Below are 22,035 nucleotides of genomic sequence, written 5' to 3'. Positions count from 1 at the left end.
GGGGCGTCATGGATTTTGTCTTGCTTGTCTTGTCCCTGGCGCTGGCGGGAACCTGCGCCGGGATCTGGCTCTGGCTTCAAGCGCTCGGGGTCACCGAGGGCTTGCGTCGAGAGAACGCCCGGCTCGAAGCCCGCATCGCCCAGCAGACCCAAGGCCTGCGCCGCGCCCTGACGACGGCCGAGGGCGAGGTCGACCGCCTGACCGCCGAGCTTCGGACGCGGGGCGAGATCATGCAGGCCCTCGGGCGCGAACTGCGTAGTCCCCTGACCACGATCATGGGCTTCGCCCAGTTGCTGCGCGCCGACGACCCGGCCAATCCCCTGACCGCGCGCCAAGCACAGTCCTTACGTCAGATCGAGGCCGCGGCCGGCGTCCTGCTGGCCCTGATCGAGGAAACCGAAGCCTTCATGACCGGCGGTGACGGCGGCGGTTCGCCTTCGCTGCACCGCGTCGATCTGCGTCTGGCGCTGCGCCAGGTCTGCGATGGGCTGGAGGCGCAGGCGCGAGAGGCGGGGGTGACGCTGGCCTGTCCGCCGCCCGCCCACGGCCTGTGCGTCATGGCCGATCCGGGCCAGATCCGCCGAATCCTGCGCCGATTGGTCGAGAACGCCCTGCGCCATTCACCCGGCGGAGGCACGGTGCGCATGGAGATGTCGCGCGCCGAGGACCGGATCGTCATCGCCATCCATGACGCCGGCATGATCCCCGTCGGTGCGGGCGACGACCGACCGTTCCGCCCGTTGGATGGTCACGACGCGAGAGGCGGCACCGCCCTCGGCGTCGCCTCGGTCCAGCGGCTGACCGAGCGGATGGGCGGCGCCCTGACCATGGCGCGCGACCCCGGTGCGGGCACGATCTTTTCGCTGAGTTTGCCGGCAGCCCACGCGCCGGGTCTGGCGTCATCGCGTCAGGCGGTGGTGCTCTATATCGAGGACAATCCCGCCAACATCGCCCTGATGCGCCAGGCGGCGAGCGGACTGGGCCTGACGCTGCACGCCGCGACGACGGGACCGGAGGGGCTGGATCTGGCGCGTGCGCTCAGACCCGATATCATCCTGCTCGACATCGGCCTGCCGGACATGGACGGCTATGAGGTCAAGGCGCGACTGGACGTCGACCCCCTGACGCGCCACGTGCCGGTCCTGGCGCTGACGGCGGCCGTCTCGGCGCCGGACCGGGCGCGCGGCCGCGCCGCCGGCTTCGACGCCTGGCTGGCCAAGCCGCTGGATCTGGCGGCCCTGGCTGCGGCGCTGAATACGGCCCTGGGCGGCCCGGAGGTTGACGCCGACGGTCGCGAGAGGGCCTAAGAGGCTTAAGTTCGCCTGGTCGCCTCAAGGGAAGCGTCAATGTCCCGTTTCGTCCCGTTCCGCTCGCTGACGCGTCGTCTGGCGCCGCTGGCCGTCCTGTGCGCCGTCGCCGCCTGCGCTTCGACCCCGCCGCCGCCGCCCCCGCCGCCGTCCGGCGCATCGGGCGCGCTGATGGACTGGCGCGGCGTCATCACCACCGGCGACCGAGATCGCTATCGCCGCGTCGACGCCGCCTGGACCCTGGCTCTGCAACAGGCCAAGCGTCAGCGCGGCTCCGGCGACTTGAACAGCCTGGGCGATCTGATAGACCCCAAGGCCGACCGGCCCGGCGTCGCGCCCCTGCCCGGCGACTATCGCTGCCGCACCGTCAAACTGGGCACCCAAGGCGGTGATGACGGGCTGGGCTATGTCGTCTACGGCTGGTTCGCCTGCCGCATCGAACAGACGCCGAAAGGCCTGAAGTTCTCCAAGCTAACCGGCTCGCAGCGCCCCTCAGGCCTGCTCTTTCCCGAAGACGACCGCCATATGGTGATGCTCGGCTCGCTGGCCCTGGCGCAGGAGCCGGCCGCCAACACCTATGGCCGCAACCCCGACCGCGATCTGGTCGCCATCCTGCAACGCATCGGCGAGGCGCGCTGGCGGCTGGTCCTGCCGTGGCCCAACACCGAATCCAATCTGGACCTGATCGAGCTGGTCCCGGCGCCGCGCAGCTAAGGTTCGGCTGAACCTCGGGCGCCCTGTCACGTTCGGTCAGGGCAACCGATGGAGACGCTGATGCGCCGCACCCCTCTGGCCGTTCTGGCCCTGATGACCACCACGGCCCTGGCGGCCTGTGGCGACAACAGTCCAGCCAGCCCGGCCGAGACATCGCCCGCCGTGACCACGCCCGCACCCGGCGTGCCGGCCCAGGCCGCGCCGGAAGCGGCGGCGACGCCGGACACCCAAGCCGCGCCTGCCGAGGGCATGCAGGGCGGAACCGACTCCTGGCGTCAGGTCGCCAAGGCCGCCGACGCCAGCCTGCTTGGCCGGCTGGATCAGGCCTGGCGCATGGCCCGCGCCGAGGCGGAGGACGGCGGCTTCTCGCGTCAGGTGGAGGCTCTGGGGCCGCTCGCCGACCCGAACGCCGCCCAGACGGGCCGCATCCAGCCGGGATCCGGAACCTATCGCTGCCGCACCATAAAGATGGGCCGCCGTGTCGAGGGTCAGGGACTGGCCTATGTCGAATATCCCTGGTTCGCCTGTTCGGTCGAGCTGACGCCGGGCGGCGATCTGGTCCTGACTAAGACGACGGGATCGCAGCGCACGCGCGGCCTGATCTATCCCGACACTGACCGCCGCGCCGTCTATGTCGGCGCCCAGGCCTGGGGCGCCGACGAAAAGACCTTTCCCGCCTATGGCGACAAGGCCGAACGGGATCAGGTCGGCGTCATCGAACGCATAGGCCAGAACCGCTGGCGCCTGGTCCTGCCGTGGCCCAAGCAGGAAGCCAAGCTGGAGCTGCTGGAGATCACCGGCTAGCGCGCGCCGGTCGAGCGGGCGATCGCGGCGCGCATGCCTTCGGCGTGAAGCGCGCCTGACGGAGCGATCTTGGTGTTCGGCGTTTCGGTGGGCCCCAGATCGGCGGTGCGATCCTCCGGCCCGGTCCAGCTCGGGCTTTCGGCCTTGCGACGAACGGCATCGCGCAGATTATCGGTCGCCGTCGTAGCCTTCCGACCCGATTTGCGACCGTCCATCTCATCGGCGACGCGAGCGATGGCGTCCGTCAGCAGCGCTTTTTTCTCGCGCGCGCCCGCATCTGGGCCGCTCTCTCCCGCACGAACGCGTCCTCGGATCTGACGCTGCACCCGGTCGCGCCGCGCGCGGAGCCGCCCGATCAGGTCGCGCAGCTCCGCCGGGGAACGCTCGGCCAACGCCTTCGTCTGTTCGACCATATCCGCCTCGTCGCGATCCAGCGCGCGCGGGTTTGGGGTCTTGGTCATGACGGTCTCCCTTTCCATTGATGGGAAGACAGCGTCAGGACGCCAGGGCCGTTCCGGTTTGCGACCCTGGGTCACAGGGTCGTCCGAGGTCACACGCGCGTCAGTCTCAGGTCCTGATAATCATAGCTGAAGTCGATGTCGGGGCTGACCCCCTTCACCGTCGCCGTCGCCGGTTTGGCCGTCAGGATCGAGAAGGTGACGAAGGCGTCCTCCTCGCGCTTGTCCGGGAAACGGGTGCGGAAGGTCTCGCCGTCGTACGGCTCCAACCAGCCTTGCAGGGCGGGCGTGTGGGTGAAGCTCAGCCACAGGCCGCTCTTGCGGTTGCGGCCGCGTCCCTCGGTCTTGGGCGCAATGACGATGTCGCCGTACCACGGATCGCGCCAGGTCCCGGCGTAGGATTCCAGCGGCATGGACGGGGGCGCGCCGGCCGCCTGTTTGGCGTCGATTTCGGCGGCGGCGGCGATGGATTTCGCATTGCCCTCGGCTTCCAGCTTCTTGGAGTCTGAGATCCAGTCCACATCGACCTTGCCCATGCAGATGTCCGTGATGCCGGACCGCAAGGCGCGCAGCAGGAAGCTCTCCTCGGCGTTGGAGAAGACGCTGAAGCCGGTCTTGCGGCCGGGGATCAGCACCGTGGCGGAAATGCCGCCGGGCGAGCCGCCGCCGTGGCTGGCGATCCGCTCGCCGCGATAGTCCTGAACTTGCAGCCCCATCGCATAGGTCGAGGCGATGGATCGGTTGGGCAGTTCCGCCGTCGGTCCGGCCGACGAGCCGACGATGATGTTGGGGCGATACATCTCGCGCGCCGCATCTTCGGAATAGAGCCGCGTCCCGTCGGGCAGCTTGCCGTCGTTCAGCCGCACGGCGATCCATTTGGCCCAGTCGGTCGGGGTGGTGCAGATGCCCCCCGCCGCTGCAGCGGAGTCCCAGTTCCACACCTCGACGATGGACTTGGCGATCGGCGTCATCGCGCCTTGATAGCGCAGCGGCGGCCCGACCCGGCCGTGGGGCAGGGCGGACTTGGACGCATCCGCCAGACGCGCCAGCGGCACGGTCTCGGTCATCCCAACCTTGTCCAGGATGCGCGTCTGGATGAAGGCCTCCCAGCTCATCCCAGACACGGCCTCCAGCACTGCGCCCGCGACCACGAACATCAGGTTGCAATAGTGATAGCGCGCCCGGAATCCGTCCTCGATCGGCACAAAGGCGGCTTGGGCCAGCACCTCGGCGCGGTTGCGGTCGCTGTTGGGCCAGAACAGAAGGTCGCCGGCGCCCAGGCCGAACCCGGCCCGGTGACTCAGCGTATCGCGCACCGTGATGTGCTCGCCGATATAGGGATCGGACAGGGTGAAGCCAGGCAGATAGGTCCGAACCGGCGCGTCCCACTTCACCTTGCCCTCGTCGACCAGGATGGCCAGGGCGGCGGCGGTGACGTTCTTGGTGTTGGAGGCGATGGCGAACAGGGTGTGCTCATCGGCCCGCGCCGGCTTGCCCTGAACCTTGACCCCATAACCGCGCGCCAGAACGGTCGCCCCGTCCTTGACCACTGCGACGCCCAGCGCCGGCTGATCCGGCCAGGCCGCCATGCACTTGGCCACATAGGCGTCCACCGCCGTCGCCAGCGACGCATCGTCGTTCGCCGGCGCGCTCTGGGCGAACACGGGCCCCGCCGCCAGCGCCGCCGCGCCTCCGGAAGCGAACAGGGTGCGGCGCGACAGACGAAGGGACATGGCGAACTCCAGCGAAGACCGCCGGACGCTAGCGCCCCTTCGTCGTCTAGGCCAGTCGCCAGCGTTGAAGCTTTTCCAGCACGTCGGCGACGATTTGGTCGCGGGTGAAGCCGGTGATGTCGTGGGGACGTTCGCCTTGGCCGGTCTGAGCGGTCAGTCGCCATTCCAGCAGACGTCGGCCTTCGCGCGTCTCGCGCTGGGTCACGGCGGGACGGGGACGCGAGCGGGCGCCCAGGCGATAGATGAAGGTGCGTTCGCCCTGTTTGACCGTCAGCCAGGCGACGCCGTCGTCGCGCCCGATCTCGGAGTCCGCCGCCTCGGCTTCCATGGCCGTGTGAACCGTTTCCAGCGCAGGCAGGCCGTGGCGCTCGATCTCATCGTTGATATCGCTGCGGCTGGCCGGGGCCAGGATGCGTTTCAGCTGCTGCGCCAGGGGCGCGCCTTCGGTCTCGAGGCTGCGGCCGGCGACGTCGGCGTTCATTTGGCGCACCAGGCCGATCGATAGCAGGATCATGATCAGCACGAAGGGCAGGGCGGCGGCTAAGGTCGCAGCCTGCAGCGCGCCCAGCCCGCCCGCCAGCAGCAGGGTCGCGGCGATCAGGCCCAGCAGCAGGCACCAATAGACCCGCTGCCAGCGCGGCGTGTCGTCAGCGCCGCCAGAGGCGATGGTGTCGATCACCAGGGCCCCCGAATCGGCCGAGGTGACGAAGAAGACCGCCACCAGGAGGATGGCCAGACCCGAGGTGAAGGCCGCGCCCGGCAGTTGCTCCAGGAAGTAGAACAGGGCGGTCGACAGGTCGGCCGAGACGGCGTTGGAAATCGCGCCCGCCGCCTGGCCCATGTCCAGGCTGATCGCCGTATTGCCGAAGACGGTCATCCACAGGAAGGTGAAGCCGGCCGGCACCAGCAGCACGTTCAGCAGGAACTCCCGCACCGTTCGCCCGCGCGAGATCCGGGCGATGAACATCCCCACGAACGGCGACCAGGCGATCCACCAGGCCCAGTAGAACAGGGTCCAGTCCGCCATCCAGGCGCGCGGCTCATAGGCGTAGAGGGTGAAGGTCCGCTCGACGAAATGGCTGAGATAGAAGCCGAAGTTCTGGACCAGGGCCTTGAACAGGAAGCCGGTCGGCCCGACCACCAACACGAACAGCATCAGCAGCACCGCCAGCACCAGATTCAGCTCCGACAGACGGCGCACCCCCTTGCCGACCCCGCTCATGACCGAGGCGGTCGCCGCCGCCATGACCACGACGATTAGCCCGACCTGAACCCAGGCGGTGTTGGGAATGCCCAGCAGATAGGTCAGGCCGCTGTTCATCTGCGACACGCCGAAACCCAGAGAGGTGGCGATGCCGAAGGCGGTGCCCCAGATGGCGAAGATGTCGACCGCATCGCCGATGGGCCCGTTGACGCGCTTGCCCAGCAGGGGCGACAGGCCCGACCTCAGCGTCAGCGGCAGACCCTTGCGGTGGGCGAAGAAGGCCAGGCTGAGGCCCACCAACGCATAGATCGCCCAGGCGTGCGCCCCATAGTGGAAGAAGGTGATGCCCATGGCCTGACGCGCGGCGTCGAAGGTGCGGCCGGCGCCTTCGGGCGGGTTGATATAGTGCTGGATCGGCTCGGCGACGCCGAAATACATCAGGCCGATCCCCATGCCGGCGGCGAACAGCATGGCCAGCCAGGACAGATACGGAAAGTCCGGCTCGGCGTCGTCCGGCCCCAGCTTCAGCGCGCCCGTGGGGCCGATCGCCAGCACCAGCACCAGTCCCACGAAGGCGGCGACCGAGGCGATATAGAGCCAGCCAAAGGTGTCGATCACCCACGCCTGAACATTCTGGAACAGGCGGTCGGACTCGCCCGGCGCGACGATGGCGACAAGCAGCAACAGCGCGATGATGGCGCTCGCGCCCCAAAACACGCGGGGGTTCATCTTCGTGGTCAGCATCGGGTCAAAGCGTATGGCGAAGCTGAGGGTTCCCAGCTTGGCCACAAGCGCGCCGTCTCGATGAAGAAGATGTAACTTTGCGATTCAAAGTAACGTCGATAGTCAGGTTTATCGACGGGCGCAAACAGACGCCCGCGCACTCTTTCAGGATCGCCGGGGCATGACCTCTTCCAAACTCGTTCTCATGCTGGGTGCGGCCGCCGTCGCCCTGCCCGGCGCCGCTCTGGCTCAATCCCAGAATGCGTCCCAAACCCCATCTCAGACCCCGCCGCCGGCGACGACGAGCCCGCCGGCCGCCCAGACCCCGGCGACGACGGCCCAGACGCCCGCACCGCGCACTCAGACGGCCGAACCGGCCCAGCAACAGCAGCCCGCCAGCGTCGGCGACGTGGTCGTCAACGCCCGCGCCAATGACGTGCGCACCTCGATCGACTCGGTCAGCTACAGCCTGGCCAACGACCTTCAGGCGACGACCGGCAGTCTGGCCGACGCGCTCCGCAACGTGCCGTCGGTGGACGTGGACCCGGAGGGCAATGTGTCGCTTCGCGGCGACGCCAATGTCACCATCCTGGTCGACGGCCGCCCGTCCGGCATCCTGACCGGCCCCGGTCGCGGCCAGGCCCTGATCCAGTTGCCGGCCAGCCAGTACGCCCGCATCGAGGTCATGACCAATCCGTCCGCCGCCTACAGTCCCGAGGGTTCGGGCGGGGTCATCAACCTGATCACCAAGCCCACGGCGCCCAAGCCGGGGACCCAGACGACCGGCTCGCTGCGCGTCAACGTCGGCGACAACGGCCGCTGGAACGCGGGCCTCAGCGGTTCGTACCAGAAGGATCGCCTGACCCTGTCGGGCGACGCCAGCTATCGCTCCGATCCGACCGAACTCACCTTCAACCGCGTCCGCGAACAGCTGGATCCGGTCACCGGCGCGGTGGTTTCGACCACGACCGTCGAACAGCCGGTCGAGTCCGAGCAGAACGGCGCCTTCGCCCGCTTCACCGCCGAATACAAGCTGGACGACAAGACCCAGCTGACTGGCGAACTGCGCGGCGTGGCCTTCGACGGCACGGGTTCGGGCGACGGCTTGTATGAAACCCGCAACGCCGCCGGCGCGGTGACCAGCGCCTATCGCCGGGTCGGCGATTCCGACTTCAACTTCAACAACTGGGGCGCCACGGCGCGCGTGCTGCGTCGCTTCGACGGCGACGGTCATGAATGGTCCAACGAGCTGCGCTACGATTCCAACGCCAACGACACCACCAGTCAGACCCTGACCACCTTCCTGACCCCGGCGGGCGGGGCTCTATATGAGCGGACCAACACGGAGGTCGATCAGGTCACCTGGGGCTTCACCAGCGCCTACACCCGCCCGATGGCCGACGGCGGCAAGCTGCGCCTGGGCTATGAGCTGAACGCCCAGCGGCCCGAGCAGGACGCCGAGTTCCTGCGCGGTCCCTCGCAGGCGGCCTTGGCGCCGGTACCGGCCCTGAACAACCGCTTCGAAGCCACCCAGACGGTGCATGCCCTCTACACCACCTATGAGCGGCCGCTGGGCGAGAAGCTGTCGGCCCAACTGGGTCTACGGCTTGAGCAGGCGGACATCGAGATCAAGGATCTGACCGGCGGCGCCTCGGCGTCCCAGGATTATTTCCGCGCCTATCCGACCGCCCACGTCCAGTATCAGCTGACGCCCGAACAGACCCTGCGCGCCAGCTATTCGCGCCGCATCCAGCGGCCCCAGCCCAGCCAGCTGAACCCCTTCGTCGTCTATCAGGACCCGCTGAACGTCCGCTCGGGCAATCCGGATCTGGAGCCGCAGGAGACCGACAGCTTCGAGGCCATGTGGCAGATGCGAAAGGGCCAGAGCTTCTATCAGGCCACCGCCTATCTGCGGAACACCGACAAGGCCTTCACCGACGTGGCGTCCGACATCGGCGGCGGCGTCTTCCTGACCCGTCCGGAAAACCTGGGCTCGCGTCGCGACCTGGGCGTGGAGGCGACGGCGAACGGGCGCCTGCATCCGACCCTGCGCTACAGCGCCAGCGTCAACGTCTTCCGTCAGGAGATCGACTCGGGCGCCGTCGTCGGCGGCGGCGACCGCGAGGCCACATTGGCCAGCGGCCGTCTCAGCCTGAACTGGCAGCCGACGGCCAAGGACTTCGTCCAGGTCTCCAGCTTCTGGCAGGGCGACAGCCTGTTGGCGCAGGGCCGGCGCGAGGCCGGCGGCATGGTCAATCTGGGCTATCGCAGGAAGCTCAGCGAGCAGCTGTCGTTCAACTTCACTGCACGCGATCTGTTCAACACCTTCAACACCACGACCATCTACGAGACGCCGCAGTTCCGCGAACGCTCGGAGCAGGACATCAAGCTGCGGGCCTTCTACATCGGCCTGACCTGGAACTTCGGCGGTCCGCGCCGCCAGCCGGAACAGTTCGACTTCTCGACCGGCCCGACCGGGGGCTGACGACCTGACGGGGGACGCGGGCTCAGGTCCGCGTCTCCCAGGCCAGCCAGGCGGCGACCACGACCAGGCCGCCGGCCATCACCGCGCGCAGGGCGCGACCCTGCATCCGGGGCGCCAGCCGCGCCGCGCCCGCGCCGCCGATCACGATCAAACTGTGCACCAGGACGGCGACCGCCAGATGCAGGCTCCCCAGCGTCAGGGCCTGCTTCAGCGGCGCGCCGTGGTCGGGCCGCATGAAGGTCGGCAGCAGCGCCACATAGAAGACCGCGGCCTTGGGATTCAGCAGATTGCCCATCAGGCCGCGCACGAACAGGCCGCGCAGCGAGCGCGCGTCCGGTGTGGTCGCCGCCTCGATCGTTGGCGCGCGCCAGGCCTCCCACGCCAGCCACAGCAGAAACAACACGCCCGCCCAACGCAGGCCCTGATACAGCGGCGGCCAGACGGAAAAGACCTCCGTCAGCCCATAGGCGGCCGCCAGCATCCACACCGCCAGCCCCAGGGTCACGCCCGCCACAGCCGCGAAACCGGCCAGCCGTCCCCGCGCCAAGGCGACCAGCGCCAGCCAGCCCATGTTCGGCCCCGGCGTCAGCTCGATCAGCGCCACGGCGATCAGGAAGGGGCCGACGACGGCCGGATCGACGGGCCAGGCGGAATGGGCGATCACGAGGCGCTCCTGTTCGCCAGAGCCTAGGCGCGCGGCGGCGAAACGGACAGCCCCGAAAGCCGCCTAGCTGACCCCTTGTGTGACCCGATCGTCACACCCACCTCGATCTCAACGGCGCGCTGCTCCGCAGAGGGCGCGCTGAAATCCATCCGCCTCCCGAGGGGACTGAAACCATGAATCTCGAACTCTATTCCGACCGCGCCAAACAGGCCGTCCAGTCGGCCCAGTCGCTCGCCCTGGCCCGCCGTCACCAGCAGTTCGCGCCCGAGCATCTGCTCAAGGTGCTGCTGGAGGAACGCGACGGCCTGGCCCGCAATCTGATCACAGCCGCCGGCGGCGACGCCCGCCGCGCCGAGGCCGATGTCGAAACCGCGCTGAAGAAGCGCGCCCAGGTCACCGGCGGCTCGGGCCAGCTCTATCTGGATGGCGACACCGCGCGCGTCTTCGCCGCCGCCGAGGAGGCGTCCAAGACCGCCGGCGACGCCTTCGTCACCACCGAAAGGCTGCTGGCCGCGCTGGCCAGGGAAGGCGGAGTCGCCGCCGAGGTGCTGAAGGCTTCGGGCGTCACGGCCGACAAGCTGGAGACCGCCATCGCCGAGGTGCGCAAGGGCAAGACCGCCGACAGCGCCGGCGCCGAAGACGGCTATGACGCGCTGAAACGCTACGCCCGCGACCTGACCCTGGCCGCCCGCGACGGCAAGATCGACCCGGTCATCGGTCGCGACGAAGAGATCCGCCGCACCATCCAGGTCCTGGCCCGCCGCACCAAGAACAATCCCGTCCTGATCGGCGAACCCGGCGTCGGCAAGACCGCCATAGTCGAGGGCCTGGCCCTGCGCATCGTCAACGGCGACGTGCCCGAATCCCTGCGCGACAAGACCGTCATGGCCTTGGACATGGGCAGCCTGATCGCCGGCGCGAAGTATCGCGGCGAGTTCGAGGAGCGTCTGAAAGCCGTCCTGTCCGAGGTCTCTGCGGCCGAGGGGGGCATCATCCTGTTCATCGACGAGATGCACACCCTGGTCGGCGCCGGAAAGGGCGACGGCGCCATGGACGCGTCCAACCTGCTGAAGCCGGCTCTGGCGCGCGGCGAGCTGCACTGCGTCGGCGCCACGACCCTGGATGAATACCGCAAACACGTCGAAAAGGACGCCGCCCTGGCCCGCCGCTTCCAGCCGGTCTTCGTCGCCGAACCGACGGTGGAGGACACCGTCTCCATCCTGCGCGGCCTGAAGGAGAAGTACGAGGTCCACCACGGCGTGCGCATTTCCGACAGCGCGATTGTGGCCGCAGCCACTTTGTCGAACCGCTACATCACCGACCGCTTCCTGCCGGACAAGGCCATCGACCTGATCGACGAGGCCGCCAGCCGCGTGCGCATGGCCGTGGACTCCAAGCCCGAGGCCCTGGACGAGATCGACCGCCGCCTGGTCCAGCTCAAGATCGAACGCGAGGCCCTGAAGAAGGAAACCGACCAGGCCTCCCAACACCGTCTGGAAAAGCTGGAGGACGAGATCGCCGATCTGGAAGGCCAGTCCGACGACCTGACCACACAGTGGAAGGCCGAAAAGGACAAGGTGGGCCAGGGCGCCCAGCTGCGTGAAACCCTGGACCGCCTGCGCCTGGAACTCGCCAACGCCCAGCGCGCCGGCGACTTGGGCCGGGCGTCCGAGATCGCCTACGGCCAGATCCCCCAGATCGAAAAGCAGCTCGAAGAAGCCGAGGCCAATGAGACCTCCGGAAAGGGCCCCCTGACGCCCGAGGTCGTCGACGCCGAACAGATCGCCGCCGTCGTCAGCCGCTGGACCGGCGTGCCCGTCGACAAGATGCTGGAGGGCGAACGCGAGAAACTGCTCCAGATGGAGACCGCGCTCGGCGGTCGCGTCGTCGGTCAGGACGAGGCGCTGGCCGCCGTCTCCGACGCCGTGCGCCGCGCTCGCGCCGGGCTGAACGACCCGAACCGTCCGCTGGGCAGCTTCCTGTTCCTGGGCCCGACCGGCGTAGGCAAGACCGAACTGACCAAGGCGCTGGCCGACTTCCTGTTCGACGACGAGGCGGCCATCACCCGCCTGGACATGTCGGAATATATGGAGAAACACAGCGTCTCCCGTCTGATCGGCGCCCCTCCCGGCTATGTCGGCTATGACGAGGGCGGCGCCCTGACCGAGGCCGTGCGTCGTCGCCCCTATCAGGTGGTCCTGTTCGACGAGGTCGAAAAGGCCCACCCCGACGTCTTCAACGTGCTGTTGCAAGTGCTGGACGACGGCCGCCTGACGGACGGCCAGGGCCGCACCATCGACTTCCGCAACACCCTGATCATCATGACCTCCAACCTGGGCAGCCAGTATCTGGCCGATCAGGGCGAGGGCGACGATGTCGAGGCCGTGCGCCCGTTCGTCATGGACGCCGTGCGCGCCCACTTCCGGCCCGAGTTCCTGAACCGGATCGACGAGATCATCCTGTTCCACCGCCTGGGACGCGACCAGATGGGCGGCATCGTCCGCATCCAGCTGTCACGCTTCGAGAAGCTGCTCGCCGACCGCCGCCTGACCCTGGACCTGGACGACAGCGCCCTGGCCTGGCTCGCCGACCGCGGCTACGACCCCGCCTATGGCGCGCGGCCGCTGAAACGCGTCATCCAGAAGGATCTTGTCGACCCGATCGCCCGCAAACTCCTGGCCGGCGAGATCGAGGACGGCGGCGTGATCGCCGTCACCGCCGGCGAGGGCGGGCTGGAGATCGGGAAGATGCGGGTGCATTGACTAAGCCGCCTCTAGATTGCCTCGGACGATTTGCTCGAGCAGCTTGAGGCGATTTCCCGAGACTCCAACGAAAGACTGCGGAGGGCCGTCGAGCAATCCTCGGCCCTCGACGTCCTTCCGCTGGAGAGGTTCTTTCAGGTATCCGTAAAATAAAAAAGTGAGTGCCTTTAGTCCCGGCTTTCGTACGAGGCTTTCTAGCTCCTCGTTTGTGTAGACTGATCTTTTAGCAACGATAGTAACTGCCTGCTCGTAGTCTGCTATGTGGTCGTATCGCTCGGCTATTCCCACGGCAGCGATCGCGCTTTTGACGCCCGTTTCGTTGTCGCTGGATCTGTAAAACGCGATGAGGGTCCCCGGTGCGACTTCGCTGGTTGGCGTATAGCCTAGATAGACTTTTCTAATGCTGTTGGACGGGCTGGAGCGTTCCGGCGTTCCCTGTGACCAAGCAGATGCGAAAAGATCTCCCGGCATATCGGCCAAACGTGATGCTGCCTCTGGGAAAAGGCGATCATGGTAGCCGGGTCGCACAGGGACGATCAGCCCGTTGTGGAAGATTGACGGCCAAGCGGGATAGTTTCGACGTACTCGGACAGCGTCGGAAGCATCTAATTTTTGCGTCCGATCCCAGTGCTTGGCATAAACAAGCTCGCCGTTACTTTGCTCAGAGACATTTCGAAAACCGAACGATTGGATCAATTCGCGCAGAGCAATCTGCTTTGGAAACACGGTCAAATATGTCGTGTGATATCCGCCATCATAAGCGAAGCACATCGCCTGTCTGAGTAACTGCTCTCCTAGCCGACCGCCGCGATAGCGCTCCGAAACTTTGAATGTGCAGAGTTTGAGAACGCGCTCTCCAACCACGCCCTCCGGTGTTTCGTCGCTGGCTTCATCCTTGAATATGACTAAAGCAGCTATCGAGCTATCGTCCTCAACAACCCAACACTCACGATCATTCTTTCGGCACTTTTCCATCCAAGCGGCGAAAGGCGGATAGTCTTCAATCAAAGATCCAAAAATTGGGTCGCTAGGCTTAAGTTCGTAGCAGAATTTTCTAGATACCGATTTGAGCACATAGTCGATGCGCGCGTATGTGCCGTTGATAAAATCTAGCGCCTGACGAACTGTCAGAACCTTTTGTCCGAGACCTCGGCGGTGGGCCCTCGTGTGAAGCCCTTGGTCCTCAGTTATCAGGGCGTCCACGATACCATCATAGAGCGCACTGAGAATGTGGGCGTCAGACAGATCGTTGTCGTTACGTATTTCTCCGAAGTCTTTCGTTAAGGCAGCTGCGTCTCGCCAGCTATTCTTCACATGCGGATACTTTGCGGCCTTGGATAGTGAAATTGATCTGCGCGAAACGTCCGGATCGCGCTTGATGTCAGCTAAGGTAGCCTCATGAATGTGTGAGGTGTGACCTTTTGCTTGTAGATCACGCAGCAGCGAGGCGTAGGAATCCGGTGTGGCTCTTGCATCCTCCACTGGGATCAGAATGTTGGTGTCCAGCAGAAATTTGGCCATGCCGAAGAAGCGCCGCCGTTACGTGATCGGGTATCTCTCTGTAAGATTGTGGCGCTTGCAACTCATATTTTTCCATCATGGCGCTTAGAGGCACTGGGACTGGAAACTTTGTTGCAGACCTTATGCTGATCGCGAAGCCGTCCTCTAGCCCGTCGAAATATGAGAAGAACGCATCCCGTAAGATGCCGCCTTCGCGTTCCGCCACGCTCCAGAGGGAATGCAATGGCATGGCGTTAACCGAGGTGATGACTGCCACGCCAGTTATGGCTTTCGTAGGCATGGTTTCGTAAACCAGCATCAACGAACCCACAGAAATCCGGGGCGAAACTCGGCGGCGAAGTTCGACCGTTTTCAGTCCATCGAAAATCTGAGCGCAGTATTCTGGCTTGATGCTGAATATGTAGGCCATACAGCGCTTTCCGTCTTCTGGCAGCAAAGTGACGTGACAATCCTAAGGTGCCATTAATCACGTCAATGTTGAGCATGACGACACTCTGCGTCAATCTCGGACGTGAACGCGTAAACGCTCGCAGCAGTCCTAAAGAAAGCCGCCAGCCCGCGCATCTGCGACGCATATCGCGAACGATTTCAACGCCCTGCCGCCCGCCAGCGTCATCCTCCTGCCCATGCCTCCAAACCGTGCGATCCTGTGTCGGTTCGTCCGCAGGGGACGCATCGCACGGCCGGGGAGGGACAATTCAGACGAATTAGACGAATTAGACGGTGTTTTTGTCCGCCGACCGTCTGATCTCGGTCAGTCCTGCGGGATCGGATTGGTGCGCGGGTCCGGGCCGTTTGTGACGACGCGGTCGCGTTCGCCCAAGTCCTTGATGATCTTGACGTCGGTGAAGCCGGCGGCCTCGAACAGCGCCTTGACCTGCGGGCCTTGATCGAAGCCGATCTCGACGGCGAAGACGCCCAGCGGCTTCAGGATGCGCTTCACCTCGGGCGCCAGGTCGCGATAGGCCTGCAAGCCGTCCGGCCCGCCGTCCAGGGCCAGGTGCGGGTCGTGGTCGCGAACCTCCGGATCCAGGGTCGCGATGTGGTCGGTCGGGATATAGGGCGGGTTGGACAGCACCAGGTCGAAGCTGGCGTCGCCGAAGCCCGCGGCCCATTCGGTGCGCAGGAAGGTCGCGCGCTCGTTCAGGTCCAGGTTGGCGGCGTTCTCCTTGGCCACCGCCAGGGCTTCGGACGAGATGTCGGTGCCGACCCCGCGCGCGGCCGGCCGCTCGGCCAGAAGCGCCAGCAGGATCGCGCCCGAGCCGGTGCCCAGGTCGATGGCGTCGAAGGCCTCGTTCCTGGCGAAGGCCAGCATGGAGACGTCCATCAGGGTCTCGGTATCGGGGCGGGGGCTGAGGACGTCGGGGGTGACGTTCAGCATGATCTTCCAGAAGCCCTTCTTGCCGACGATGCGCGAGACGGGCTCGCGCTTCAGCCGACGCTCGACCATGGCCTCATAGGCGCTCAGCTGGTCGGCGGTGATGGGCCGATAGGGGTCGGTCAGGATGTCCATGCGGCTGGCGCCGGCGGCGGCCTCCAGCAGCAGGCGGGCGTCGATGGCGGGGCTGTCGATGCGGCCGGTCTTCAGCCGGGCCTGCGCCGCCTTCCAGGCGGTCAGCAGGGTCGGGGCGTCGGTGTCGGACTTGGGCGTGATGGGGTCGGTCATGGGCGTTGATTGGCCCGGCCCGGCGCCGATTTCAAGCGCGACGGCAGGGAACGTCAGGCCAGCTTGACCGTTCGCGTCGGGATGACAGCGCGCCGCCCCTCCCGCCTCGCCCCGCTTCGCAACCTGTTCGCCCGGACGCCGGCGCCGGCCGAGCGCGGCCGGGTGTGGAAGTTCCTGGCCGCCGCCGCCGGGGGTCTGGCCGCCGGCGCCGGCGCCGCCCACCTGCTCTACAGCCAGGGCCACAAGGTCGGGGTCGAACTGCGCGCCCCCCGCCCCGAGCCCCTGCCGCCCAAGGTCCCGACGCCCGAGGACTATGAGGCCCAGGAGCCCGGTCGCGGCCGCATGGCCAAACGGCCCGAGCACATTCCGCACAGAGGCTGGTCCGACATCGTCTGGCGCACCGGCGGGTCCTATTTCGGCGACCGGGTCGGCTTCGTCGCCGGCGGCGTGACCTTCTTCACCCTGCTGTCGCTGTTCCCGCTGTTGGGGACGTTCGTCACCCTCTACGGCCTGTTCGCCGATCCGACCGACGCATGGGGGCGGCTGCAGTTCCTCTACGCCCTGCTGCCCGACAGCATCGCCGAGTTCCTGGGCGGGGAGATGCAGCGTCTGGCCGAGAACTCCAACAGCCAGCTGACCTTCACCCTGGCCTGGACCCTGGCCCTGTCGCTGTGGACCGCCAACGGGGCGGTCAAGGTGCTGTTCTACGGCCTGAACGTCGCCTACCACGAGGTCGAACGCCGCAACATCGTGCGCTACAACCTGATCTGCATGGCCTTCACCGTCGGGGCCATCATCGCCGTGCTGCTGACCTCGGTCCTTGTCGTCGGCGTGCCGGTGGTGGTGCGGCTGTTCGGGCTGGAGGAGGAGTGGGGCCTGATCGCCCCGCTGCGCTGGCCGCTGCTGCTCGCGGGCTATATCGCGGCCCTGACCGTCATCTACCGCTATGGCCCCTGCCGTCAGCGCGCGCGTTGGCGCTGGGTCACACCGGGCGCGATCTTCGCGGCGGTGCTCAGCCTGACGGTGTCCTTCCTGTTCAGCTGGTATCTGTCCAACTTCGTGCGGACCGACAGCTACGGCCCGCTGGCGGCCATGATGGGTTTCCTGCTGTGGACCTGGCTGTCGGTGCAGGTGATCCTGATGGGCGCCGAGCTGAACGCCGAGATCGAGCACCAGACCGCCGTGGACACCACGACCGGTAAGCCCCTGCCGATCGGCGAGCGCGGCGCCAAGGTCGCCGACAGCATCGGCGCCCGACGCGGCAACCCAGCAGCTCTCGCCTTCACCCAGCGCCAGGCCGAGCGGGTGGCGGACCGCCTGCGCGGCCGCCAGAACCGCAAGGCCGCCGAGCGCGTCGCTATAGAATGAAACGGCTCAGATCGACGTCCTTGGTCAGGGCGTCCATCTTCTCGCGCACCGCATCGCCGTCGAAGGTCACGGTCTTGCCCGACAGGTCCGAGGCCTTGAAGCTGGTTTCTTCCAGCACCCGCTCCATCACGGTCTGAAGCCGGCGCGCGCCGATGTTCTCGACCGCGCTGTTGGCCGCCACCGCCGCATCGGCCATCGCCTCGACCGCATCGTCGGTGAAGGTCAGGGTCACGTCCTCGGTCGCCAGCAGGGCCTGGTTCTGACGGATCAGATTGGCTTCCGGCTCGGTCAGGATGCGCTTGAAGTCGTCGCGCGTCAGGGCCTTCAGCTCGACCCGGATCGGCAGCCGTCCCTGAAGCTCGGGCAGCAGGTCGCTGGGCTTGGCGACGTGGAAGGCGCCCGAGGCGATGAAGAGCACATGGTCGGTCTTCACCGGCCCGTATTTCGTCGAGACCGTGGTGCCCTCGATCAGGGGCAGCAAGTCGCGCTGCACCCCCTCACGCGACACGTCGGCGCCGGATGCGCCTTGCCGGGCCGCAACCTTGTCGATCTCGTCCAGGAAGACGATGCCCTCGTTCTCGGCCAGTTTCAGCGCCTCCTGCGTCAGGCTGTCCTGATCCAGCAGCTTGTCGCCCTCTTCAGCGATCAGGGGCGTCGTCGCATCGCGCACCGCCAGCTTGACGGTCTTGGTACGCCCGCCGCCCATCTTCCCCAGCATCTCCGACAGGTTCAGCAGGCCGACGTTGCCGCCGCCCGGAATGTCCAGGCCCTGGATCGGAGAGGCGGTGTCGGCCAGCGCGATCTCGATCTCCTTGTCGTCCAGCTCTCCGGCCCGCAGCTTCTTTCGAAAACTGTCGCGCGTCGCGGGCCCCGCGCCCGGTCCGACCAGGGCGTCCAGGATCCGGTCCTCGGCGGCGGCCTCGGCCTTGGCCTGCACGTCGCCGCGCCGGCGCTCGCGCACCATGATCAGCGCGCTTTCGACCAGGTCGCGCACGATCTGATCCACGTCGCGACCGACATAGCCGACCTCGGTGAACTTGGTCGCCTCGACCTTCAGGAAGGGCGAGCCGGCCAGCCGCGCCAGCCGACGCGCGATCTCTGTCTTGCCGACGCCGGTGGGGCCGATCATCAGGATGTTCTTGGGCGTCACCTCGTCGCGCAGGTCGGCCGGCACGCGCTTCCGGCGCCAGCGGTTCCTCAGGGCGACGGCGACGGCGCGCTTGGCGTCGTTCTGGCCGACGATATAGCGATCCAGTTCGGAGACGATCTCGCGGGGGGTCAGTTCGGTCATGCGACGCAGATAGGAGAGGCCGAACCGTTGCGGGAGAGGGGCGGGGCGTCGCAGCCGAATTTCAACCCAAGGCTGCCGACTATGTCTCCTCCGGGATCAGCGCTGCGGCGATAGCAGATCGCCCAGCAAAAAGGCGTCCCCCGATGGGAGGACGCCTTCAATGCTTGGAACGCTTGTCGCCCGGATCAAGCGGCGTTTGCGGCCTTGTTCTTGGCCAGCTTGTCCTGGTGGACCTGCATGCCCTTGGCGATCAGGTCGGCGGCCTCGCCGGCGTCGCCCCAGCCCTCGACCTTGACCGACTTGCCCTTCTCCAGGTCCTTGTAGCGGGTGAAGAAGTGCTCGATCTGCTCGATCAGGATGGCCGGCAGCTGACGATAGCTGGCGATCTCGGTGTAATAGGGGTTCAGCTTGTCGACCGGCACGGCCAGGATCTTTTCGTCGCCGCCGGCCTCGTCTGTCATCTTCAGCACGCCGATAGGACGCGAACGGATGACGCAGCCCGGAACGACAGGGGTCGGGTTCAACACGATCACGTCGCAGGGGTCGCCGTCGTCCGACAGGGTGTGCGGCACGAAACCGTAGTTGCCCGGATAGTACATGGCGGTGTGCAGGAAGCGGTCGACGAACAGGGCGCCCGAGGCCTTATCCATCTCGTATTTCACCGGCAGGCCGCCCTGCGGAATTTCGATGATGACGTTGATGTCCCAGGGAGCGTTCGGGCCGACGGGAATGGCGTCGAGGTTCATGGCGGGTCTTTGCTGCGACTGCGAAACTTTGAAAGGCGAAGGGTGATAGGCTCCCCGGCCCGTCACGGCAAGGGCGACATGTGGCGAACACGGGCCCGGCGGACTTGCGTCGCGGCGCATCATCGCGGACATCTGGATCATGACCTGGACCGATTGGGCGGCGCTGGCCCTCTTCTTCATCTGCTGGCTGGGATACAGCCCCATCCTGGCTTTCATCAGCCGACGGGGCGGCTCGCTGAACCAGGATATGGAGCATGTCCGGGCGGCCTGGATGCAGTCCATGACCCATCGCGAGATGAAGCTGATCGACAGCCAGCTGATGGGTCATTCGATCAACTCCGCCTCCTTCTTCGCCTCCACCAACCTGCTGCTGATCGCGGCGGTCGCGGGCATCCTGTTCGGCGGCGAGAGCGCGCTTCAGGGGTTCGCCGCCGTCGGCGCCGAAAACGTGCCGATGAAGATTCTGGAGGCCAAGCTTGCGCTGGTGCTGATCTGCCTGGCGCGCGGTTTTCTGGATTTTATCTGGGCGCTGCGTCAGATGAACTACGCCCTGGCGCTGATCGGCGCGGCGCCGGAGATCCACACCAAGACCGACCGCAAGGCCTTCAGCGAGGCGGCGGGCCAGCTTTTGAACCCGGCGCTCAGTTCCTTCAGTCAGGGTGTGCGCGGCTATTACTTCGCCCTGGCGGCGGCGGCCTGGCTGTTTGGACCGCTGTGGCTGGCCTTGGGTGTGGCGTCCTCGTTCGGCCTGTTGATCTATCGTCAGGAAGCGTCGCCCGCCGCTCGCGCCATTCGCAATGCGCGGCGGCTGTTGGACAACTAAACCGATCCTTTCGCAGTTGCGAGATTGAGCACCCGTCCGACTTTCGTCGAAAGAGCGCCGTCTTGTTAGGCGACCCGCCATATTTGAGTAACAAGGCGTGACCGTGCAGGCGCGCACTGCTCTTGACCTATTGTGCATCGCAACCTAAGTTGACCTCTGACGCCTCCGGGCGTCTTGCCCTTCCTGGGCGTTTCCTCCCTATAGACTTTTAATGCCGCACCTTCGGGTGCGGCTTTTTTTTTGATCTGATCAGCGATCAGTCAGGCCGACCAATCGTCTGCGCACAGGGCGGCGATCACGCGGGACAGCGCGTTTTGCGTCTTGGCGTAGGTCGCGTTGGGGGCCAGCGTCGTCTCGTCCAGATAGAGTTTGCGGCTCAGCTCGATCTGGATGGCCTCATAGCCTTCGTCCGGCCGTCCCCATCGCTGGGTGGACCAACCGCCGGCGTAGGGATGGTTCTGCGCCACGCGCCAGCCCAAGCCCTCGAACAAGTCGCGCAGACGTCGGCTGAGCCGCGCGCTGCACGCCGAGCCGTAACGATCGCCCAGCACGACCTCCGCCCCGACGGCGCGCGCCGGCATCGAATGCCAGTCGATCAGCACGGCTCGTCCGTGCGTCGCGCGCGTCGCCTGCATCAGGTCGCCCAAGGCTTGGTGATAGGGCGCGTGGATCCTGGCGATGCGGTGTCTGGCCTCCGCCATCGTCAGCCGGCGCGCATAGAGCGGCGTCCCGTCGCCGGCCAATCGGGGGATCACGCCATAACCGGCGGCCGTCTTGGCCCCGACCGCCCCCTCCAGATCCTCAATCAGGGCCGGGTCAAGCTCAGAGGGATCACGGTTCAGATCGACATAGGCCCGGCCGATCCGCCCTTCGATCAGCGCGGCGCCTCTGCGCGGTCCCTCTGCGATCAAGCGCCCGACCAGCGCGTCCTCAGCGCTTTTCAGGCTGGCGCGCGACAGACCCGGCGTCGCGCCCATGTCGTCGGGATAGAGGTCGCCCGAGTGGGGCGAGGCGAAGATCAACGCCGTCGCGGGCGCGTCCGCCGCCGGGGCGGTGATCGAAAAGCTGTCGCCGCCGTCGGTCATGCTTCCGCTTAGCGCGTTTCGCTGTGGAAGGAAGTCGGCTGATCGGCGAATTTCATCGGCGGTTTACCGTTCGGGCTCTAGGTTTGCGGTCTGTTTCAAGGGTGTTTCTCGAATGGCGCGTATCCTCCTGGCCGAAGACGACGGTTCGTTGCGCGGATTTCTGACGCGCGCGCTGGAGCGGGCAGGCCACCAGGTCATCGACTGCGAGAACGGCGACGACGCGATCGACGCCCTGGAACACGGTCCCTACGACCTGCTGCTGACCGACATCGTCATGCCGGGCGCCGACGGGATCGAGGTCGCCCGCGTCGCCGCCGCTCGCCAACCCGGCCTGCGCATCATGTTCATCACCGGCTTCGCCGCCGTGGCCCTGACCGCCGCCCAGGCCACGCCGGACGCCAAGGTGTTGTCCAAGCCCGTCCACCTGCGCGATCTGGTCAATGAGGTCGAGCGGATGGTCGCCGCCTGAACCTTCGCTGCGACTGGGCCGAGCGGCGTTTGGCGAGAAATCGCATTCTTGCCGTTAAATCGGCTTGATGCCGACCGGCCTCGCCGCTATACGACCGCTCTTCCCGCTCCGAAGACGTTTTTCGGAGCCCTACGGCGGATGCGTAGCTCAGCGGGAGAGCACCTCGTTGACATCGAGGGGGTCACAGGTTCAATCCCTGTCGCGTCCACCAC

At 66.5% G+C, this 22,035-nt stretch carries 18 protein-coding genes and 1 tRNA gene; 9 read left to right on the top strand and 10 right to left on the bottom strand.

Annotated features, from left to right (window positions below):
- Window positions 1-20 precede the first annotated feature (20 nt).
- From ABIC32_RS07965 to ABIC32_RS07955, 3 genes are read left to right on the top strand one after another with little or no spacing between them, the layout of a single operon-like run.
- Window positions 21-1,307, top strand: a complete 1,287-nt coding sequence (locus tag ABIC32_RS07965; RefSeq protein WP_354073715.1) for a hybrid sensor histidine kinase/response regulator — start codon at window positions 21-23, stop codon at window positions 1,305-1,307.
- Window positions 1,308-1,346: 39 nt separating this feature from the next.
- Window positions 1,347-2,021, top strand: coding sequence for a DUF4893 domain-containing protein (locus tag ABIC32_RS07960; RefSeq protein WP_354073713.1), 675 nt, complete (start codon window positions 1,347-1,349; stop codon window positions 2,019-2,021).
- 60 nt (window positions 2,022-2,081) lie between these two features.
- Window positions 2,082-2,825, top strand: a complete 744-nt coding sequence (locus ABIC32_RS07955; protein WP_354073711.1) for a DUF4893 domain-containing protein — start codon at window positions 2,082-2,084, stop codon at window positions 2,823-2,825.
- Here ABIC32_RS07955 and ABIC32_RS07950 read toward each other — a convergent pair.
- From ABIC32_RS07950 to ABIC32_RS07940, 3 genes are all read right to left on the bottom strand, one after another.
- Window positions 2,822-3,286 (bottom strand): hypothetical protein, encoded by a 465-nt coding sequence (locus tag ABIC32_RS07950; protein WP_354073709.1) that lies wholly within the window; start codon window positions 3,284-3,286, stop codon window positions 2,822-2,824. The genes ABIC32_RS07955 and ABIC32_RS07950 overlap by 4 nt on opposite strands.
- An 89-nt stretch (window positions 3,287-3,375) precedes the next feature.
- Window positions 3,376-5,016 (bottom strand): serine hydrolase, encoded by a 1,641-nt coding sequence (locus ABIC32_RS07945; RefSeq protein WP_354073707.1) that lies wholly within the window; start codon window positions 5,014-5,016, stop codon window positions 3,376-3,378.
- 46 nt (window positions 5,017-5,062) lie between these two features.
- Window positions 5,063-7,009, bottom strand: a complete 1,947-nt coding sequence (locus tag ABIC32_RS07940) for a BCCT family transporter (protein ID WP_354073705.1) — start codon at window positions 7,007-7,009, stop codon at window positions 5,063-5,065.
- A gap of 115 nt (window positions 7,010-7,124) precedes the next feature.
- Here ABIC32_RS07940 and ABIC32_RS07935 point away from each other — a divergent pair, with 115 nt between their 5' ends.
- Window positions 7,125-9,428 (top strand): TonB-dependent receptor domain-containing protein, encoded by a 2,304-nt coding sequence (locus ABIC32_RS07935; protein WP_354073703.1) that lies wholly within the window; start codon window positions 7,125-7,127, stop codon window positions 9,426-9,428.
- A 22-nt stretch (window positions 9,429-9,450) separates the two neighbouring features.
- Here ABIC32_RS07935 and ABIC32_RS07930 read toward each other — a convergent pair whose 3' ends face one another.
- On the bottom strand, window positions 9,451-10,092 hold the full coding sequence (locus ABIC32_RS07930) for a LysE family translocator (protein ID WP_354073701.1): 642 nt from the start codon (window positions 10,090-10,092) through the stop codon (window positions 9,451-9,453).
- Window positions 10,093-10,265: 173 nt separating this feature from the next.
- Between ABIC32_RS07930 and clpB the strand changes: the two genes are divergently transcribed.
- On the top strand, window positions 10,266-12,854 hold the full coding sequence (clpB, locus tag ABIC32_RS07925; protein WP_354073699.1) for an ATP-dependent chaperone ClpB: 2,589 nt from the start codon (window positions 10,266-10,268) through the stop codon (window positions 12,852-12,854).
- Here clpB and ABIC32_RS07920 read toward each other — a convergent pair whose 3' ends face one another.
- The 3 genes from ABIC32_RS07920 to prmC form a co-directional block, all read right to left on the bottom strand.
- A complete protein-coding gene (locus ABIC32_RS07920) occupies window positions 12,855-14,375 on the bottom strand; it encodes a GNAT family N-acetyltransferase (RefSeq protein WP_354073697.1) in 1,521 nt (506 codons plus the stop codon).
- Window positions 14,287-14,784, bottom strand: a complete 498-nt coding sequence (locus ABIC32_RS07915) for an ASCH domain-containing protein (RefSeq protein WP_354073695.1) — start codon at window positions 14,782-14,784, stop codon at window positions 14,287-14,289. Before ABIC32_RS07915 ends, ABIC32_RS07920 begins: the two co-directional genes overlap by 89 nt.
- Before the next feature lie 345 nt (window positions 14,785-15,129).
- Window positions 15,130-16,041: a peptide chain release factor N(5)-glutamine methyltransferase gene (prmC, locus tag ABIC32_RS07910; protein WP_354073693.1), complete on the bottom strand. Its 912-nt coding sequence runs from the start codon at window positions 16,039-16,041 to the stop codon at window positions 15,130-15,132.
- A 63-nt stretch (window positions 16,042-16,104) separates the two neighbouring features.
- Here prmC and ABIC32_RS07905 point away from each other — a divergent pair, with 63 nt between their 5' ends.
- The gene (locus ABIC32_RS07905; protein WP_354073691.1) at window positions 16,105-17,409 is read left to right on the top strand and encodes a YihY/virulence factor BrkB family protein; all 1,305 of its coding nucleotides are present in this window, start codon (window positions 16,105-16,107) and stop codon (window positions 17,407-17,409) included.
- Here the strand turns inward: ABIC32_RS07905 and hslU are convergent.
- Window positions 17,399-18,700 (bottom strand): ATP-dependent protease ATPase subunit HslU, encoded by a 1,302-nt coding sequence (gene hslU, locus ABIC32_RS07900; protein WP_354073689.1) that lies wholly within the window; start codon window positions 18,698-18,700, stop codon window positions 17,399-17,401. The genes ABIC32_RS07905 and hslU overlap by 11 nt on opposite strands.
- 185 nt (window positions 18,701-18,885) lie before the next feature.
- Window positions 18,886-19,446, bottom strand: a complete 561-nt coding sequence (gene ppa / locus ABIC32_RS07895; protein ID WP_354073687.1) for an inorganic diphosphatase — start codon at window positions 19,444-19,446, stop codon at window positions 18,886-18,888.
- A gap of 139 nt (window positions 19,447-19,585) precedes the next feature.
- On the opposite strand from ppa, the gene ABIC32_RS07890 reads away from it, so the two are divergent.
- Window positions 19,586-20,269 (top strand): DUF599 domain-containing protein, encoded by a 684-nt coding sequence (locus ABIC32_RS07890; RefSeq protein WP_055803258.1) that lies wholly within the window; start codon window positions 19,586-19,588, stop codon window positions 20,267-20,269.
- A 260-nt stretch (window positions 20,270-20,529) separates the two neighbouring features.
- On the opposite strand, the gene ABIC32_RS07885 is transcribed toward ABIC32_RS07890, so the two are convergent.
- Window positions 20,530-21,354 carry an N-formylglutamate amidohydrolase gene (locus tag ABIC32_RS07885; RefSeq protein WP_354073684.1) on the bottom strand — a complete coding sequence of 275 codons (825 nt, stop codon included), beginning with the start codon at window positions 21,352-21,354 and terminating at the stop codon, window positions 20,530-20,532.
- A gap of 112 nt (window positions 21,355-21,466) precedes the next feature.
- Between ABIC32_RS07885 and cpdR the strand changes: the two genes are divergently transcribed.
- Window positions 21,467-21,823 carry a cell cycle two-component system response regulator CpdR gene (cpdR, locus tag ABIC32_RS07880; RefSeq protein WP_017506825.1) on the top strand — a complete coding sequence of 119 codons (357 nt, stop codon included), beginning with the start codon at window positions 21,467-21,469 and terminating at the stop codon, window positions 21,821-21,823.
- 136 nt (window positions 21,824-21,959) lie between these two features.
- Window positions 21,960-22,034 (top strand) — tRNA-Val (locus tag ABIC32_RS07875).
- The last annotated feature ends 1 nt before the right edge of the window (window position 22,035 follow it).

It is taken from the genome of Brevundimonas sp. 1080 (assembly GCF_040545985.1).
Classification (GTDB): domain Bacteria; phylum Pseudomonadota; class Alphaproteobacteria; order Caulobacterales; family Caulobacteraceae; genus Brevundimonas.
This window is presented reverse-complemented; position numbering and strand designations above follow the sequence as displayed.

Excerpts from the sequence above, each read along its gene's own strand:
- prmC (WP_354073693.1), bottom strand. The coding sequence starts at position 16,041 with ATGACCGACCCCATCACGCCCAAGTCCGACACCGACGCCCCGACCCTG.
- clpB (WP_354073699.1), top strand. The coding sequence starts at position 10,266 with ATGAATCTCGAACTCTATTCCGACCGCGCCAAACAGGCCGTCCAGTCG.
- ABIC32_RS07920 (WP_354073697.1), bottom strand. The coding sequence starts at position 14,375 with ATGGCCAAATTTCTGCTGGACACCAACATTCTGATCCCAGTGGAGGAT.
- ABIC32_RS07935 (WP_354073703.1), top strand. The coding sequence starts at position 7,125 with ATGACCTCTTCCAAACTCGTTCTCATGCTGGGTGCGGCCGCCGTCGCC.
- ABIC32_RS07945 (WP_354073707.1), bottom strand. The coding sequence starts at position 5,016 with ATGTCCCTTCGTCTGTCGCGCCGCACCCTGTTCGCTTCCGGAGGCGCG.
- cpdR (WP_017506825.1), top strand. The coding sequence starts at position 21,467 with ATGGCGCGTATCCTCCTGGCCGAAGACGACGGTTCGTTGCGCGGATTT.
- ppa (WP_354073687.1), bottom strand. The coding sequence starts at position 19,446 with ATGAACCTCGACGCCATTCCCGTCGGCCCGAACGCTCCCTGGGACATC.
- ABIC32_RS07915 (WP_354073695.1), bottom strand. The coding sequence starts at position 14,784 with ATGGCCTACATATTCAGCATCAAGCCAGAATACTGCGCTCAGATTTTC.
- ABIC32_RS07885 (WP_354073684.1), bottom strand. The coding sequence starts at position 21,354 with ATGACCGACGGCGGCGACAGCTTTTCGATCACCGCCCCGGCGGCGGAC.
- ABIC32_RS07960 (WP_354073713.1), top strand. The coding sequence starts at position 1,347 with ATGTCCCGTTTCGTCCCGTTCCGCTCGCTGACGCGTCGTCTGGCGCCG.
- ABIC32_RS07950 (WP_354073709.1), bottom strand. The coding sequence starts at position 3,286 with ATGACCAAGACCCCAAACCCGCGCGCGCTGGATCGCGACGAGGCGGAT.
- ABIC32_RS07955 (WP_354073711.1), top strand. The coding sequence starts at position 2,082 with ATGCGCCGCACCCCTCTGGCCGTTCTGGCCCTGATGACCACCACGGCC.
- ABIC32_RS07890 (WP_055803258.1), top strand. The coding sequence starts at position 19,586 with ATGACCTGGACCGATTGGGCGGCGCTGGCCCTCTTCTTCATCTGCTGG.
- hslU (WP_354073689.1), bottom strand. The coding sequence starts at position 18,700 with ATGACCGAACTGACCCCCCGCGAGATCGTCTCCGAACTGGATCGCTAT.